Source organism: Yersinia enterocolitica (assembly GCA_002082245.2).
GTDB lineage: Bacteria > Pseudomonadota > Gammaproteobacteria > Enterobacterales > Enterobacteriaceae > Yersinia > Yersinia enterocolitica_E.
On the sequence record NBTC02000002.1, the window covers coordinates 764499 to 781122 of the forward strand.

The window sequence follows — 16624 nt, forward strand, 5'->3', positions numbered from 1 at the left end:
GCCATGGCAACTTATCCGTCGTGGCAAAGCGTGTAGCAGTAACCGCAGGATGACATGGTGAGTCAGTAGCAAAGGAAGGTCGATATCAAGGAAGGTAACGTCAGGGATTCATTTTAGCGGGGTAAAAAAATGGCGCACAATGTGCGCCATTTTTCATTTTCAGGAAGTAATATTACTTCTTGTAAGCGTGAGCTTGGTTGTCCAGACGTTGGTTAGCACGTGCTGCATCGTCTTTAGCTGCTTGAACGTCAGAACGGATTGCGTTCACGTCGTTGCTCAGTTGGTCAACTTTAGCGTTCAGAGTTTGAACGTCAGAAGACAGTTGGTCGATTTTAGCATTGCTTGAACAACCAGCCAGCATAGTTGAAGCCAGGATTACCGCGCCCAGTACAAGTTTAGTACGATTCATTATTAACACCCTCTAGATTAAGTTAATCTCCATGTAGCGTTACAAGTATTACACAAAGTTTTTTCGAAAGAGAATAAATTTTTAGTGTTAGAGGGGTTTATTTTGATCGTTCGCTCAAAGAAGCACCTTGTTTTAAAAAAAAGTTAAAAAAACGAGGCAAAACAGCCGGATTCTATGGGATAAGTCTTATTTGAAAAAATGACTTTAACGCAGTTGGGATAAAGCAGATTTTTCAGAAAGTTTATTTGGACGGTTTAAAAAAGGAAACGCCGCTATTGAAAGCGGCGTTTTTAATTATCATCCGAGAGGACGTGTTGGGATTATAACACGTGCACCGAAGCAGTATTGGTGGTGCCACTTGCTACCAGAGCACCAGAAACCATAACCACAACTTCGCCTTTCTGTGCCAGACCGCTGGCCAAAGCAGCTTCTTTACCGATGCGGTAGAAATCATCAGTCGAAGCAATCTTATCGACCAGTTGAGTCACCACGCCTTTAGTCAGAATAAGCTGACGTGCGGTGGTTTCATTGGTGGTCAATGCCAGAATGGTGGCGGTAGGGAAGTATTTACGCACTGATTTTGCTGATTTACCGCCACCAGTGGCAACGATAATCAGTTTTGCTTCCAGCTTTTCTGCTGTTTCTACCGCGCCACGGCAAACGGCTTCGGTGATACGCATTTTACGATTATCATTCAGCGTATCAATGCGGCTAGGCATAATTCGGTCTGTACGCTCACAGATGGTCGCCATGATGGTGACAGACTCTAATGGGTACTTACCCTTGGCGCTTTCACCCGACAGCATCACGGCGTCTGTACCATCCAGAATGGCGTTAGCAACGTCGCCAGCTTCTGCACGGGTAGGGCGTGGGTTTTTGATCATTGAATCGAGCATTTGCGTTGCAGTGATAACAACTTTGCGAGCGCGGTTACATTTCTCAATCATCATCTTCTGCGCGAAGATAACTTCTTCAACCGGGATCTCAACACCCAGGTCACCACGGGCAACCATGATACCGTCAGATGCTTCCAGGATTTCGTCGAAGTTATTCAGACCTTCCTGGTTTTCGATTTTAGAGATGATTTGGATATGCTCGCCACCGTGCGCTTTCAGGTGTTCGCGAATTTCCAGCACGTCTGAACGTTTACGGATAAACGAGGCTGCAACGAAGTCCACACCTTGCTCACAACCAAAGATCAGGTCAGCTTTATCTTTTTCAGCCAATGCAGGTAGCTGGATAGAAACTCCTGGCAGGTTAACGCCTTTGTTTTCACCCAGGTCACCGTTGTTCAGTACTTTACATACCACGGTACTTTCAGTGACTTCAGTCACTTCCATGCCGATCAGACCATCGTCAACCAGCACGGTATTACCAATTTTCAGGTCAGCAGCAAAACCGGGATAAGTCACAGCAACGATGTTGTCGTTACCGATAACACTTTGATCCGTGGTAAAGGTGAAAGTTTGACCGGCAACCAGGGCTGCATCTTTGCCGCCTTCCAGTTTCATGGTGCGGATTTCAGGGCCTTTGGTGTCCAGCAGGATGCCAGCTTTGTGGCCGGTTTTTGCCATGACAGTACGAATATTCTTGATACGTTGACCATGTTCTTCATAGTCACCATGAGAAAAGTTCAAACGCATAACGTTCATGCCGGCATCAAGCAGTTTTGTCAGCATTTCTTCAGATTCGGTTTTGGGACCGATAGTACAAACAATTTTAGTCTTTTTGTCGTTCATGTTCATGAGGATTTTTCTACAAGTTGTGATGGATTAAAAACGAAAGTTCCGTTAATGAGATCAACGGAGTGGGATCTGATTAGTGTCTGGTGTAGCGAAACGTTACAAAGAAGCAAAACATTACTAAGGATAGATGACAGTTGCGGAAGTTGAGCGGAAAACTTTAGCACGAGGCTAACCGCATGATCGGTATACGATGGCGTAAATGTGAGTTGTATTTTTTTAGCGTATCGGCAGATCAAGATGCTGAAACCATTCAACTGAAACGACGGTTCGTATTATAAGCGGTAACTAACGGGAAATGAAATAGAAAACAGAAACTCATTGCCGTTTTTTATAAAAAGGGGGAATTAGTCGCGCAAGTATTGCGAATATTTCTTATTTTGTTGCGCAACTGGTGTGATGTTTAACATTTTTAGCCAATCCAGGGTTGAAAAACAAGCAGGAGGTGGCAGGGCGATTGGTTGATATTTATTGCTTTATCTCGGTTATATATTGCAGGGAATAGGGGGTAAAAGAGTATTGGGAAGATTAAGAAAACAGAGAGTAAACCGCAAATGCAGAGTGGTGCGTTCTAATGGACTCGAACCATCGACCCCCACCATGTCAAGGTGGTGCTCTAACCAACTGAGCTAAGAACGCATCTAAAGATGATAAACCTGTTGCCAGAGTGGTGCGTCCGAATGGACTCGAACCATCGACCCCCACCATGTCAAGGTGGTGCTCTAACCAACTGAGCTACGGACGCACATTACCCTACTGACTTGACGCTACAGTGTTACCAACTGCAACGACTACTACCTTAGCGACTGAACTAACAAAATATTTAACGCTATCTACCTGCAATAAATTTGGTGCGTCCGAATGGACTCGAACCATCGACCCCCACCATGTCAAGGTGGTGCTCTAACCAACTGAGCTACGGACGCATCCTCTTTTATTACTCACCATCAATGCTGACAGCGGGGACGAATATTAACGAGCTGCCCGTCTGCTGGCAAGGGGAAAAACACAATATTCACCGCAAACTCACGTAATTGCTGCGCTTTTGCCCATTGCGCTGTTTTTTTCTCCACCTCGGTGTTTTACGCAGTCGCGACTTGCCAATATGAATTCTGGCTGTCACGCCAGAGACTATCGGTACTAATGCGCCGCCTTTTGCAGGATAAATGCTGCTGGCTGTTTTTGTAACCAGCGGATGCGCAGTGCCATTAAAATCGCCGCAGAAGTTAAGCCAATAACGAACCCAATCCAGAAACCACTTGGCCCCATGGCGGGCACGATATAATCGGTCAGCCCCAGCACGTAACCACTCGGTAACCCCAGTAACCAATAGGCAGTAAAGGTAATAAAGAAGATCGAACGTGTATCCTTATAACCACGTAGCACACCGCTACCGATTACTTGAATCGCATCCGATAGCTGGTAAATAGCGGCCAGCAACATCAAGTGCGAGGCCATCATTACCACTGCCGGTGTTTTGTTGTACAGCAAGGCAATGTGCTCGCGGAAAATAACGGTAAATACCGCAGTGACACAGGCCAGCATTAAACCCACGGCAATACTGGTATAAGCGGCCACTCTCGCTTGTTCTACCGAGCCTTGACCGAGGCGGAAACCAACACGAATGGTGGCTGCTACGCTCAGCGACATCGGTAACATAAACATTAATGAACTAAAGTTGAGCGCAATTTGGTGCCCGGCAACAGCGACAATGCCCAGAGGTGAAACCAGTAAGGCGACAACCGCGAACAGCGTCACTTCAAAGAAGAGTGCCAGAGCAACCGGCAGGCCTAGGCCACCCAAGCGTTTCATTACTTGCCAGTCCGGTGCGGCGAACCCTTTCTCCAGTTTGATATCTTGCTGTGAACGAGCGCGGGTGACATACCAGCGCATCATCAGGAACATCACCCAGTAGACTGTGCCTGTTGCCACCCCGCACCCGACGCCACCCAATGCCGGAGCACCGAATTTCCCGTAGATGAAAATATAGTTAACCGGAATATTCACGAGCAAACCAATAAAGCCGATAACCATCCCCGGCTTGGTTTTGGATAATCCTTCACATTGATTACGTAGCACCTGGAAGAAGAGATAGCCCGGCGCACCCCACATAATGGCATGCAGGAAGCCCACGGCTTTATCTGCTAGCACGGGGTCAATATTATGCATTTGCATAATAACGTGGTCGCTATTATATAGAACAAACATAATTAGCAGTGAAACGCAAAACGCCAGCCAAAACCCTTGCCTGACTTGATGGGCAATTTGATTGCGACGCCCGGAACCGTTGAGCTGTGCAACTGTCGGGGTTAGTGCCAACAACAAACCATGGCCAAATAAAATAGCCGGTAACCAGATAGAAGTACCTACCGCCACGGCAGCCATATCAGTAGCACTGACAGAACCGGCCATAATGGTGTCAACCACGCCCATGGCGGTTTGAGATAATTGCGCGATGACAACGGGAATAGCGAGAGCCAATAAGCTACGCGCTTCGACGATATACTTCTGCACGTATGCACCTTTCTCTACCCGTCGCCCTTCAATATACAGGGGTGTTGGCTGCCCTTGCTCACTCCAGACACTTAGTTATCTAAGCTCCTGGAGGTTCACGCGGTTGCCGCCTACCTGTATCTCGAAGTAACTTGGGTATAACCTAGTTATGATTTCAATAACGACTATTTATCGCGCCATGGGCGATAAATAAAATAGCGGAAAAACAATGAAGGATTGTACCTGCTCATCGCGCTTAAGCAATCTTTGTTGCTAATTATCAGCTAAATACCTCTTATCTGTTTTTTTAGTGTAAGTGGTTTGGTTTTCCTTATCTTCTGAGGCAAAATCAAGGCAAAGAAACTTTCTTTCTATAGATAAGAGGCATGGCGTATGTTTACCGGTATTGTTCAAGGCACCGCGCCGGTGGTTGCCATCGAAGAAAAATCAAATTTCCGCACCCATGTAGTAGACATGCCAGCGGAGATGTTGCCTGAATTAGCGTTAGGCGCTTCTGTTGCCCACAATGGTTGCTGCCTGACAGTCACCGCCGTTGAGGGTAATCGGGTTAGCTTTGATTTAATGAAGGAGACACTGCGTATTACCAATTTGGGCGATATTAAGGTTGGTGATACCGTTAATTTGGAACGTGCGGCTAAATTCAGCGATGAAATCGGGGGGCATCTCATGTCCGGCCATATTATTTGTACTGCTGAGATTGCCAAGATATACACATCAGAAAATAATCGTCAGATCTGGTTTCGTATGCCCAGCTTTGATTTAATGAAGTATGTGTTACACAAAGGTTTTATCGGTATTGATGGTATCAGCCTAACTATTGGTGAGGTTGTGGGGAACCGCTTCTGTGTACATCTGATACCAGAAACACTGTCGCGGACCACATTAGGTAAAAAGCGTTTGGGACATCGGGTAAATATCGAGATCGATCCACAAACCCAGGCGGTGGTGGACACGGTTGAGCGGGTATTGGCTCAGCGGGAAACTGTACTCGCTACGCCGGTAGTTGATAAGGCCACTCGCGGATAAATGTGGGCTTAACGTAAATAGGATAGGACAGGCAGTCCACCTGTCCTCTTTTAAGTACTAACGCGGCACGCGAATCCCACCCTCGACCCCGTTAGGGCTGAATAATACTTGCCACAGTTGGATGTCTCTGGCGCGGAAAGCACCCGCACAGGCATTGAGATAATAGCTAAACATCCGCTCAAATCGCGACGAGTAATTCGCAGCCAGGCTCGGCCACGCGGCTTGAAAACGTTCATACCACGCCATCAGGGTGCGATCATAATCAGCGCCAAAATTGTGCCAATCTTCCATAATAAAATAAGGCTCACTGGCGTTAGCAATATGTTTTACTGACGGCAGGCAGCCATTAGGGAAGATATATTTATTAATCCACGGATCGATACTCAGATCGGTACGATTAGCACCGATAGTGTGCAGTAAGAACAAGCCATCTGGCTTCAAATTGCGGTTTACCACATCAAAATAGGTGTGATAGTTCTTTGGCCCGACATGCTCGAACATACCGACAGAAACGATACGATCGAACTGTTCGTTCAGATCACGATAGTCTTGCAATAAAATAGTGACGTCTAAACCTTCACAGCGTTTTTGTGCCAGTTTTTGTTGTTCAGCCGAAATGGTCACACCGGAAACGGCGACGCCGTAATGCCGGGCAGCATAGGCTGCGAGGCCTCCCCAGCCACAACCGATATCGAGCAATGTCATGCCCGGAGCCAATTGAAGTTTTTCGCAGATCATCCGCAGTTTATTTTCCTGCGCTTGCTCAAGGGTCGTGGCATCTTTCCAGTAAGCGCATGAGTATTGCATATTCGAATCGAGCATTAGGCTAAACAGATCATTACCCAGATCGTAATGTTCTTTGCCAACAATCCAGGCTCTTTTCTTTGATTGCAAATTAATAATACGCGCAGCAGCAATGCGTAAAGTATCTTTGAGATGGTGTGGAAGTTGATTTTCCAGGCCAGCCCTGAGAACCCGTTGGAAAAAGATATCCAAGCGGTCACATTCCCACCAGCCGTCCATATAACTCTCACCTAATGCCAAAGATCCTTCTTGAAGTATTCGTTTGAAAAAGTCTGGGTTATTGATTCGAATGTCGAAAGGGCGTGAGCCATTGATTTCAATATCAGCCCGATTCAGCATTTCTTGTACAATGCGAAACCAAGGGGTTTCTTGAATACTCTGGTCTTCTATACAGGATGAACTCATAGCTTCTCCATCACTTTCTTCTGACTTATGACCCGCGATATATGCAGATTCATACCAATAAGGTTGTTGTGACCTTGGTGTCTAATATCCATAACGGACAGAGGAAGATTAAGAAGAAACCCTAATAAAGATTGATTTAGGGTAACTCATCCATAAGCGTAAATGTGACGCAATCCACGCGCACAGAAAGTACTTAAGATAATGCTTTTTTTTAATGATATCGTAATTGGTTAAATCGAGTATAGGCTTGCCGGGAGGCTTTCTCAATAATAAATCACACCCGGCTCACGTGTTCCTTAGTGACTATTTCTATTGGAAATTAATTCACTTCGTCCTTGATGCTACCGCTGTGTTAGCGGCTCTCGTTACTTAGCCCATCCTTGGGTCTCGCCTCTATCAGGCTGCCGCTTGCAGCGTTCAAATCGATTTCCGACCCGAATCATTCCTTATCCAGGCTCACCGTGGTTCATTCGTTTGTTGCTTTGCTGTAACACCGATGACGTTGGGCATCGGATTAGTATCATTTTTTTCTTTTCGCAATGCGTAGCAATGAATGCCATATCCTAAAAACGCCAGCACCACGGTCGACAGCATCACGGTCACTGTTGCCAGCAATGGCTGGCTGATATAGGCCGATACCAACATACTGGCAACAAAACATAACCCGAGCTGAAGCGTATTTTGCAGCGCGGCTGCTTTACCGGTGTTAGCTGGAAAAGGCATTAATGCATTCGCTACGATAATAGGGTAGCAGGCACCATTCACCAGCGCCATTATGCAGAATGGAATAAGTAAGGTCAGCAGCGTCGGCGTGGTTAACGTTGCTATCAGATAAAGTGCAATCATGCTGATTGCATATCCCGCCAACAGCCACGGCAGCAAGGTATTACCCTTGATTCGGGAAAGAGCACTGCGACAACCAAATCCACCTAACAGGAAGGCCAGGGTCTGGGGGACATAACTTAATCCGATGACATTCGGGCTATAACCCATATCACCCAGAATAAAAGGTGAACCGGTTAACCAGGCAAAGAAACCGGCACTACAGGCAGCAAACATCATCACGTTGCCACTAAATGTTGCCGACTTAAGCAACTGCCAGAAACTGATGTTGGTGCTAATGCGTGCAGCATTATCTTGTGCGGTTTTTTTGCGTTCGTTCAACCGCGCCGTTGGGATCAATAGCAGCAACGTAACGGCCAGTAGCACTACAAAAATTGAACGCCAACTGAAGTGGTTTAATAACCAGGCACCCAGTAGCGGAGCTAACGCGGGAGAGAGTGCTACGAGCGGCATAATGGTGGCAAACACGCGATTGGCCTTGCCATCGCGATAACGGTCTACCACTAACGCCTGCCAACTTACAGCAGCAGAACACACCCCTACCGCCTGAATAAAGCGGAGTACCAATAATTGTGTCGCATTTTCAACCCATAAAATCCCCAGACAACCGATGGCAAATAACGCCAAACCGGCTAACAGTACCGGTTTACGGCCTAACTTATCCGATACGGGTCCCCAGATAAGCTGAGCGATAGCAAAACCGGCGAGGAAGATACTTAAGCTGGCACTGATGGCGCCGGCAGACGTTTGAAGCTCTTGTTGCATTGCGCCAAAAGCGGGTAGATACATGTCAGTGGCCAAATAGCCCAACATACTCAGACCGGCCAGATAGAACATAAAACCAGACGACGTTTTCATTCTTTATTTCTCTTTATATCCTTGGTCTTTGAAACCGCAGAGGTGTTAGCAGCGGCTCCAATGACGTTGGCTAAATTATAATTTTTGCAGGCAAAACTTCTGTTATAGAAAATTAATTGCGGAGGGCATTCTATCCGCTGCGATATTCTGTTGTGAAACGGTAATATTTGCACCATGCTATTAAAAAATTTGATAGCAAATTGGTGATGTAAAAAGGTGAAAAACTATGTGGTCTGAATATTCACTGGATGTGGTGGACGCAGTAGCCCGTACTGGGAGTTTCAGTGCTGCTGCTCAAGAATTGCACCGCGTACCGTCTGCGATTAGTTATACGGTGCGCCAGTTGGAAGAGTGGTTGGCCGTTCCGTTGTTTGAACGACGTCATCGCGATGTGGAATTAACCGAAGCTGGCGTGGTTTTTATTAAAGATGCGCGAGATGTTATCAAAAAAATGAATGACACACGCCGTCAGTGTCAACAGGTGGCGAATGGTTGGCGTGGGCAGTTAAATATAGTAATAGATAAAATTGTTAAACCACAGCGTAGTCGCCGTTTAGTGTTGGATTTTTACCGACATTTTCCTGATATTGAACTGCGGGTACGCTATGAAGTATTCAACGGTGTGTGGGATGCGCTGGTGGATGGGCAGGCGGAAATGGCCATTGGTGCGACCCGCGCGATCCCGGTCGGTGGGCGGTTCATCTTTCGCGATATGGGCTTTTTAAGCTGGCATTGTGTGGTGAGTGTCGATCATCCTTTAGCCCAATTAACCGAGCCACTTAGCGATAATCAGTTACGGCCTTATCCCTCACTTTGCCTGGAAGATACCGCCCGTAATTTACCTAAACGTGACACCTGGACTTTAGCAAACCAGCAGCGATTGGTCGCCCCGGACTGGGCAACGGGAATCGATTGCCTGTGTGCAGGATTGTGCATCGGGATGGTGCCGGCACATATGGTATCGCCGTTGATTGAGCAAGGGAAGCTAGCGGCACTGACGCTGGCTGAACCGTTGCCCGATAGTCCATGTTGCTTGACCTGGGAGCAGAACAACCATTCACCAGCATTGGCCTGGCTGCTGGAATATCTAGGTGACAGTGTCACACTTAATACCGAATGGTTGAAAGATGACAGTGAGTTATCAATCAATGACTGAGGATTAATGAGGCAAGATTAGCCGCCGGTAGAGCTAAACACTACCGGCAGGAGAGGATTAACGGCGATAATCGAGGAACGGGCCATCAGCGACAGAACGGCGCTCAATCAGTTTAGGGTGTACCTCAATGGTCTGCGAATCTTCACGTTTGCTGACAATACGGTCAAGTAACATGGCAAAGGCCGTTTCGCCCAAGCGCTCTTTGGGCTGGTGAATAGTGGTTAGCGCCGGCGAGAAATAGCGCGCATTACGCACATTATCATACCCGATCACCGAAATATCTTGTGGTACCCGTAGGCCCAACTCATCAGCAGCACATATCGCGCCCATGGCCATAATATCGCCGCCACAGAACACCGCCGTTGGGCGATGTTTTTGTGTCAGGATTTGATGCATCGCTTTATAACCGGATTCCGGTTCAAAATCCCCTTGGACCACCCACTCATCACGCAGGGTAATATTTGCTTCTTCCAGTGCTTTCAGGAAGCCCTGGTGGCGGCCACCACCGGTATTACGGGCTAACTGGCCGGGGATAGCCCCAATGTCACGATGACCGCGCTCAATCAGGTAACGGCCCGCCAAATAGCCGCCTTCAAAAGCGTTATCAATAATCGAGTCAGTAAAATCACCCCGTGCGGTTCCCCAATCCATGACGACCATTGGGATATTGCGATATTCTTCCAACATCCCGAGTAGCTGCTCAGGATATTCTGAACACATCACCAGCAACCCATCGACACGTTTTTGTGCCAACATCGCCAGATAAGCTTTTTGCTTGTCCAGATTATTATGAGAATTACATAAAATCAGGGTATAACCTTTGCTATAACAACTATTTTCGACCGCTTCGATCACTTCGGCAAAATAGGGCGCTTCGCTGGATGTTGCCAGTAAACCAATTGATTTAGTGTGATTAACTTTCAAACTGCGGGCTACAGCGCTGGGTGAATAATGCAGTTCTTTAATGGCAGCCCACACCGCAGCCTTGGTATTCTCGGCGACAAAACGAGTTTTGTTGATAACGTGCGAAACGGTGGTGGTGGACACACCCGCGTGTTTGGCCACATCTTTAATCGTTGCCATAAAAAGAATGACTCCTAAGCTTACCGGTTACAGTAGGGTAAGTATTATGTTAATCGTTTGCCTGCATAACCCGAAAACCGCTCAGACAAAAACACGATATTAGGCTGGGAAGTTAAATCAGCTGATTGTCTGAGAGTATTTATTGGACGTTATTAGTCGGTATGCAGTTATGAACTGCGAATTTTGGCTGATCTGGAGGAAAAGTGAAAGGGGTAATCAAAGTTATAAAGTGCGTAATGAGCACAAGATTTTTTTTCTGAACTGTGGGAAAATAATTTAACACACTAACTATGTGCCTTTTCCCTACTACAAACTAACCGGCTAAGGAGTTTTTATGGATACCAATCTGAAAATGTCGCTGATTACGACTGTTGGTGCGCTGGCGATGATTATTGTCTTTAGCTTCGTGGCGGTAATGAATTAATTAAACCGCTTGCCGGTGTGAAGTGATAAGTAGGGCGGGTTAATCCCGCCCTTAATTATTTTTACGCGTAATGCGACGATGGGTTGTCACTCTTCTTGCCGTATCAGGCTAAATTTTTCTCAACGAAAGACCAGTTAACCAGTGCCCAGAAGTTTTCCAGGTATTTTGGCCGCGCATTGCGGTAATCAATATAGTAAGCATGTTCCCACACATCTACGGTTAACACTGGTTTATCGTTGGTGGTCAGTGGAGTTGCTGCATTAGACGTACTGACAATCGCCAGTGTGCCATCTGCTTTTTTAACCAGCCAGGTCCAGCCCGCACCAAAGTTTTTTACTGCTGCATCAGTAAATTGTGCTTTAAATTCAGCAAAAGAACCAAATGATTGATTAATGGCATCGGCAACTTTGCCCGTAGGTTCGCCGCCGCCGTTAGGTGACAGGCAGTGCCAGTAGAAGGTGTGGTTCCAGACTTGGGCCGCATTATTAAAGATCCCGCCATTAGCGGTTTTTACAATCTCTTCCAGCGTCTTACCCGCAAACTCAGTGTCTTTAATCAAGTTATTGAGATTAACCACATAGGTGTTGTGATGCTTGCCGTAGTGGTATTCCAGCGTTTCAGCTGAGATGTGGGGCTCTAGCGCATTTTGCGCATAGGGTAATGCCGGTAATTCAAAAGACATCGCTCTCTCCTTTCGGGGTTGCTCAGGGTGTTTGCTCCTCAAATCACATCAATTGCCACGGGCAGTGAGGTGGCGAAGAGCGGTTAAAGCTTAATTGTTGTATTTTTGTTGTGGGTATTAATCTTAACAACTTTCAACAGGAATGACAGATATAACCATACTGTTTGATGGGTGATTGTATCACCGTTATGCCATGGGGATAACAAGTGCAGGGGCGTTATTGTGCCATCAGCACCCGGTAGGACAACCGGGCGCAAACTGAAGTCTTAGCGGATGGTTTTCGGTGTGACCACACGGCGTGCGCCAACGTAATGATCCTGCCAGTAGTCATTGTCCAGCATACTGATACGAATTTCTTCACCAGTGCGTGGGGACTGAATGAACTTACCGTTACCCAGATAGACGCCTACATGGTCGGCGACGCCACGGTTGGCAATATTGAAGAACACTAAATCCCCGCTCTCCAGCTCAGCACGTTTGACGGGGGCGGCGTCACGCAAGTGATACATCTCGTTCGCGGTACGCGGCATTTTTATTCTGATCACGTCTTTATAGGCGTAATAGATAAGCCCGCTGCAATCAAATCCGGTATTAGGAGAGGTGCCACCCCAACGATAAGGTTTACCGACTTGCTTCATCAGTTTGCTCATCGCGGTCTGTTTGGCGTGTTGATAGCGTTTTTTATGCGCTGGACTGAGCTTGATTTTACTATTGGCGACTAATTCGGTAGCCGCTTTGCCTTGGGTTTTATTTCTGTGTCGGCCATAAGCGACTCTTTCTGTTTTTTTACCTGCAGTCACTTTTTTATTGGCTGCAGTTTTAATATTGGTTTTTTTCGTATTGCTGGTTTTTTTTGTAGCGATTTTACTGACTTCCTGCGTTTTCTTTTTAATGGTTTTAGTCGTGCCGGCGGCAATTTTCTTTTTATCGCTGCTGGTTGCTGTTTTATTGGTAGTCACTTTGCTGGTAGGGGTTTTATTGCTGGCTACTTTTACTTTTTTGGTACTTTTATCTGCTTTACGTTTTTTACGATCATCAGGGCTGGCCTGGCTGACCTGTCCTTTCTTCTGCTCAGCAGACACATGAGCCTGCGGCGACGCATGCGCCAGATTTAAAAATAGCTGGGTAAACAGCAGCACAAACAGCGTAAATATTAAACGCATAATAACGCTACCAACCTTGCCCTGAGATGAATATGAAGAGTCACAGTATTGCCGAAACTCACGATATAAAAAAGCAGAGAGCGACAGGATCTTAATCGATATTGTGAGAAAACATTAATGGCTTAGATATTGTCGCTTTTTCACACGTCTAATGGACTTAAATCAACCATACGTCAACGAGTTATCTCTTTCCTACTTGAAGCCGCAGGGGGAATCCCATAAAGAAGATAATAGTGAAGTGATGGGATCAAAAATGTTATTCTAAATGCACATATTTGTAGCTGACAATATAACCATTCGTCCACGGAGTAAAGCCCCTGCAAAAGATGGCGTTTTATTCCAGTGGTAACAGTCGCTACAATAGGCCGGACGCAATAATAAAACAGCCCTAATGGATAGGTTCTAAGTATTGTAGCCACTATATGGCTTGAGGAAGCAAGAAATGACGACGATTGATAAAATCCAGCGCCAGATAGCAGAAAACCCAATCCTGCTTTATATGAAGGGTTCACCAAAGTTACCTAACTGCGGTTTCTCGGCTCAGGCTGTGCAGGCGCTGTCTGCCTGTGGCGAACGCTTTGCTTATGTTGATATCCTGCAAAACCCGGATATTCGTGCGGAACTGCCAAAATATGCTAACTGGCCAACCTTCCCACAATTGTGGGTTGATGGTGAATTGGTCGGCGGTTGCGACATTTTGATGGAAATGTATCAGCGTGGCGAACTACAACAGTTGTTGAAAGAAACCGCTGACAAATACCGTGCACAAGAAGAAAAGCCTGCCGCAGAATAGGGCATGTGTGTTTTCTGTGACAAAAATAAAAAGGTGGCCTTTGGGCCACCTTTTTTGAACGTAAAATTGTTGCGTCTTCTCTCATGAACAATCTTATTTCGTGAACACTGCGCTATTCGGATTCCCCCGCCGGTATAGGCCAGCCACCCAGTTTTTTCCAGCGGTTGACCAGTTCACAGAATAATTTTGCCGTTTGCATGGTGTCATACAATGCGGAGTGCGCCTGACTACTATCAAACGGAATACCTGCCGTCAGGCAGGCTTTCGCCAGCACAGTTTGCCCCAGCACCAGCCCACTGAGCGCCGCAGTATCAAAGGTTGCAAATGGGTGGAACGGGTTACGTTTCAAACTGGCGCGTTCAGCAGCAGCCATCACGAAGCTGTGATCAAAATTGGCGTTGTGTGCCACGATAATAGCTCGGTTACAACCTTGATCTTTCAGCCCTTTACGCACGGCTTTAAAGATGGCGTGCAAAGCATCGTATTCACTCACAGCACCACGCAAAGGGTTGGTTGGGTCAATGCCATTAAATGCCAGTGCTTCTGGTTGCAGATTGGCACCCTCAAATGGTTCTACATGGAAATGCAGCGTTTCATCGGGTAATAACCAACCATCCTTGTTCATCTGCAAGGTTACGGCAGCAATTTCTAATAATGCATCGGTTTGCGCATTAAAACCGGCGGTTTCCACATCAATTACAACGGGGTAATACCCACGAAAACGGCCACTTAGGGCGTTAAGATCACTTTTATCTGCCATCAGTTTCTTATCTTCATCGAATTCAGCGCGCATTATGTCAAATTTTAGCGCGGGATGCAGGGGGATATCGCGATGAGAAAAAAGGCACCTTAGGTGCCTTTGCGCTAATCAGTTGCCAAGGCCGTGTCCGGCGCTCTTATTCTCGATTAACTCGATTTTGTAACCGTCGGGATCTTCGACAAAAGCAATAATAGTATTACCGCCTTTTACCGGGCCGGCTTCACGGGTCACATTCCCACCCGCCTGACGAATTTGATCGCAGGTAGCGGCAACATCATCCACGCCCAGCGCCAGGTGACCAAATGCAGTCCCCATGTCGTAACTGTTCACGTCCCAGTTATAGGTCAGCTCAATCACTGAACCTTCACTTTCATCGCTATAACCGACGAAAGCCAGCGAGTATTTATACTCCGTGTTTTCGCTGGTACGCAGTAAACGCATCCCTAATACCTTGGTGTAAAAATCGATAGAGCGTTGCAGGTCACCAACGCGGATCATGGTATGGAGTAAGCGCTTCATAATACCTCTTTATAATCAACAGTTTAAAGTCTTAAAATCATTATAAATCAAAACTGATTCATAATCATATAGTAATATCATCCCGCTCTCTACCATGACTCTTCTGATATTTGGTTATCATTATGGCGGGATTGTCCCTGGAAAGGGGGGAGTAAATTGACTTTTTTTGTGACATTATGTCAGTACACTATTCTGATTCAGTAAAATATCTGTATTATCCCGTGGTTAGTCGTAGGAATTTTATGGATACTATTCTTATGAAAATGGACTCTTTAGTTGTAGCGATAGCAGAAGCTTTATTTAATTTATTGGTAAGCCTATTTTCTTTTTTATTTTCGATAATACTCTTCGTGGTTGAAGCAATTTATTCTTTAACCTAGGGTGCTAAATGGATACGTAGATTAATCACAGTAGGCGTATTGAGGGCTATTGCGGGTATTATCGTGTTTTTTGCCATCATGTGAAGATCAATTTAATCGACTCTCCCGCTATGCGTTCTTATGGTTAATCATCTGCATGTTAAGTAATATCATTAAAAAACAATCTGTTAATTTATAGTTGAGTACCGTCACTTCTGAAATATCAGTTTGATGCCTAGCAGCGCCATGACCAAACCACCAATACGGTCAAAATATATTTTGAAACGCATATAATAGTTTCTTGGTACCGGGGCTGACAGGACACAAGCGACGATTGCGTACCAAATGAGGTCAATCAAGAATGCCAGAACAGGTAACACAATATACATCCAGCCCACGATATTCTGAGTAAGGATTGCGGCAAATATGCCGCCAAAAACCAATGCTGTATTGGGATTACTAATTTGTGTAATAAGCCCGATATAAAACGAACGAGACAGACTTGTTTGTCCGCCAACCTCGGGTTCAAATTTTATTGCTTTTTTAGGCGCGAAAAACATTTTAAAGGCTAAATAAATGAGATAAAAACCGCCGCCGATTTTAAGTGACATATATAGCCAAGGTACGGTGAGTAGCAAAGATTGCAAACCAAGCAGAGCGACCAAGGCAAAGAATGCACACCCGGTGCCCATGCCTAAAGCAACGGCTAAACCATTTTTAAGTGAGGATGACATTGCCGTTCGCGCAACAAGGATGAAACTCGGCCCTGGAGACATAGCCCCTAAAGCTATCACTCCACTGATGGTTAAAACAGAAATAATAGTGCTGTCCATTTTATCCTCCCTGTAAGTATTCCTCTGTTTCTACTCGTCATTTTTTACAAAATCAATGGCTTTATCTTGTTTCCAAAGAATTCGAAATGAATCACTAAATACCTAAGTCGATAGCGGGGGTTGTATTACATCATCCGTAGTGGGGGCAATTGCGCCATTTTTTGTGTTATCTCACCTGTAGCCATAAACAAAACAGCCAGTCAGAGGGTTAATCTAACTGGCTGTTATTTAATGATTTAATTTACGGACTA

General features: G+C 45.9%; 15 protein-coding genes and 3 tRNA genes. 4 read left to right on the forward strand and 14 right to left on the reverse strand.

Going from position 1 to position 16624, the window contains the following annotated elements:
* Window positions 1–172 precede the first annotated feature (172 nt).
* From A6J66_004830 to A6J66_004855, 6 genes are all read right to left on the reverse strand, one after another.
* Window positions 173–409 (reverse strand): murein lipoprotein, encoded by a 237-nt coding sequence (locus tag A6J66_004830; GenBank protein ID PNM23580.1) that lies wholly within the window; start codon window positions 407–409, stop codon window positions 173–175.
* Between the two features lie 320 nt (window positions 410–729).
* Window positions 730–2148: a pyruvate kinase PykF gene (locus tag A6J66_004835; GenBank protein ID PNM26896.1), complete on the reverse strand. Its 1419-nt coding sequence runs from the start codon at window positions 2146–2148 to the stop codon at window positions 730–732.
* Window positions 2149–2713: 565 nt separating this feature from the next.
* A tRNA-Val gene (locus tag A6J66_004840) sits at window positions 2714–2790 on the reverse strand.
* Between the two features lie 29 nt (window positions 2791–2819).
* Window positions 2820–2896, reverse strand: a tRNA-Val gene (locus A6J66_004845).
* Between the two features lie 104 nt (window positions 2897–3000).
* Window positions 3001–3077: transfer RNA gene (locus tag A6J66_004850), tRNA-Val, on the reverse strand.
* A gap of 214 nt (window positions 3078–3291) precedes the next feature.
* Window positions 3292–4665: an MATE family efflux transporter gene (locus tag A6J66_004855; GenBank protein ID PNM23581.1), complete on the reverse strand. Its 1374-nt coding sequence runs from the start codon at window positions 4663–4665 to the stop codon at window positions 3292–3294.
* A gap of 372 nt (window positions 4666–5037) precedes the next feature.
* Between A6J66_004855 and A6J66_004860 the strand changes: the two genes are divergently transcribed.
* Window positions 5038–5691, forward strand: coding sequence for a riboflavin synthase subunit alpha (locus tag A6J66_004860; GenBank protein ID PNM23582.1), 654 nt, complete (start codon window positions 5038–5040; stop codon window positions 5689–5691).
* Window positions 5692–5748: 57 nt separating this feature from the next.
* Here A6J66_004860 and A6J66_004865 read toward each other — a convergent pair whose 3' ends face one another.
* Both A6J66_004865 and A6J66_004870 read right to left on the reverse strand, forming a co-directional pair.
* Entirely contained in the window at window positions 5749–6900 is a 1152-nt protein-coding gene (locus A6J66_004865) for a cyclopropane-fatty-acyl-phospholipid synthase (GenBank protein ID PNM23583.1), read from the reverse strand.
* A gap of 456 nt (window positions 6901–7356) precedes the next feature.
* Window positions 7357–8601 carry a Bcr/CflA family multidrug efflux MFS transporter gene (locus tag A6J66_004870; protein ID PNM23584.1) on the reverse strand — a complete coding sequence of 415 codons (1245 nt, stop codon included), beginning with the start codon at window positions 8599–8601 and terminating at the stop codon, window positions 7357–7359.
* 226 nt (window positions 8602–8827) lie between these two features.
* On the opposite strand from A6J66_004870, the gene A6J66_004875 reads away from it, so the two are divergent.
* The gene (locus tag A6J66_004875) at window positions 8828–9757 is read left to right on the forward strand and encodes a LysR family transcriptional regulator (protein PNM23585.1); all 930 of its coding nucleotides are present in this window, start codon (window positions 8828–8830) and stop codon (window positions 9755–9757) included.
* Window positions 9758–9814: 57 nt separating this feature from the next.
* Here A6J66_004875 and A6J66_004880 read toward each other — a convergent pair whose 3' ends face one another.
* The gene (locus A6J66_004880) at window positions 9815–10840 is read right to left on the reverse strand and encodes an HTH-type transcriptional repressor PurR (GenBank protein ID PNM23586.1); all 1026 of its coding nucleotides are present in this window, start codon (window positions 10838–10840) and stop codon (window positions 9815–9817) included.
* A gap of 334 nt (window positions 10841–11174) precedes the next feature.
* On the opposite strand from A6J66_004880, the gene ynhF reads away from it, so the two are divergent.
* Window positions 11175–11264, forward strand: a complete 90-nt coding sequence (ynhF, locus tag A6J66_004885; protein PNM23587.1) for a YnhF family membrane protein — start codon at window positions 11175–11177, stop codon at window positions 11262–11264.
* Between the two features lie 103 nt (window positions 11265–11367).
* On the opposite strand, the gene A6J66_004890 is transcribed toward ynhF, so the two are convergent.
* Together A6J66_004890 and A6J66_004895 are read right to left on the reverse strand one after the other, a co-directional pair.
* Window positions 11368–11946: a superoxide dismutase [Fe] gene (locus tag A6J66_004890; protein PNM23588.1), complete on the reverse strand. Its 579-nt coding sequence runs from the start codon at window positions 11944–11946 to the stop codon at window positions 11368–11370.
* Between the two features lie 266 nt (window positions 11947–12212).
* A complete protein-coding gene (locus A6J66_004895) occupies window positions 12213–13109 on the reverse strand; it encodes a peptidoglycan endopeptidase (GenBank protein ID PNM23589.1) in 897 nt (298 codons plus the stop codon).
* Between the two features lie 442 nt (window positions 13110–13551).
* Between A6J66_004895 and grxD the strand changes: the two genes are divergently transcribed.
* Complete coding sequence (gene grxD / locus A6J66_004900; GenBank protein ID PNM23590.1) at window positions 13552–13902, forward strand: monothiol glutaredoxin, Grx4 family; 351 nt, start codon at window positions 13552–13554, stop codon at window positions 13900–13902.
* A gap of 112 nt (window positions 13903–14014) precedes the next feature.
* Here grxD and A6J66_004905 read toward each other — a convergent pair whose 3' ends face one another.
* The 3 genes from A6J66_004905 to A6J66_004915 all read right to left on the reverse strand — a co-directional run bounded on the left by A6J66_004905 (window position 14015) and on the right by A6J66_004915 (window position 16373).
* Window positions 14015–14662: a ribonuclease T gene (locus A6J66_004905; protein ID PNM26897.1), complete on the reverse strand. Its 648-nt coding sequence runs from the start codon at window positions 14660–14662 to the stop codon at window positions 14015–14017.
* 108 nt (window positions 14663–14770) lie between these two features.
* A complete protein-coding gene (locus A6J66_004910; GenBank protein PNM23591.1) occupies window positions 14771–15181 on the reverse strand; it encodes a lactoylglutathione lyase in 411 nt (136 codons plus the stop codon).
* 568 nt (window positions 15182–15749) lie between these two features.
* Window positions 15750–16373 (reverse strand): LysE family translocator, encoded by a 624-nt coding sequence (locus A6J66_004915; protein ID PNM23592.1) that lies wholly within the window; start codon window positions 16371–16373, stop codon window positions 15750–15752.
* Between the last annotated feature and the right edge of the window lie 251 nt (window positions 16374–16624).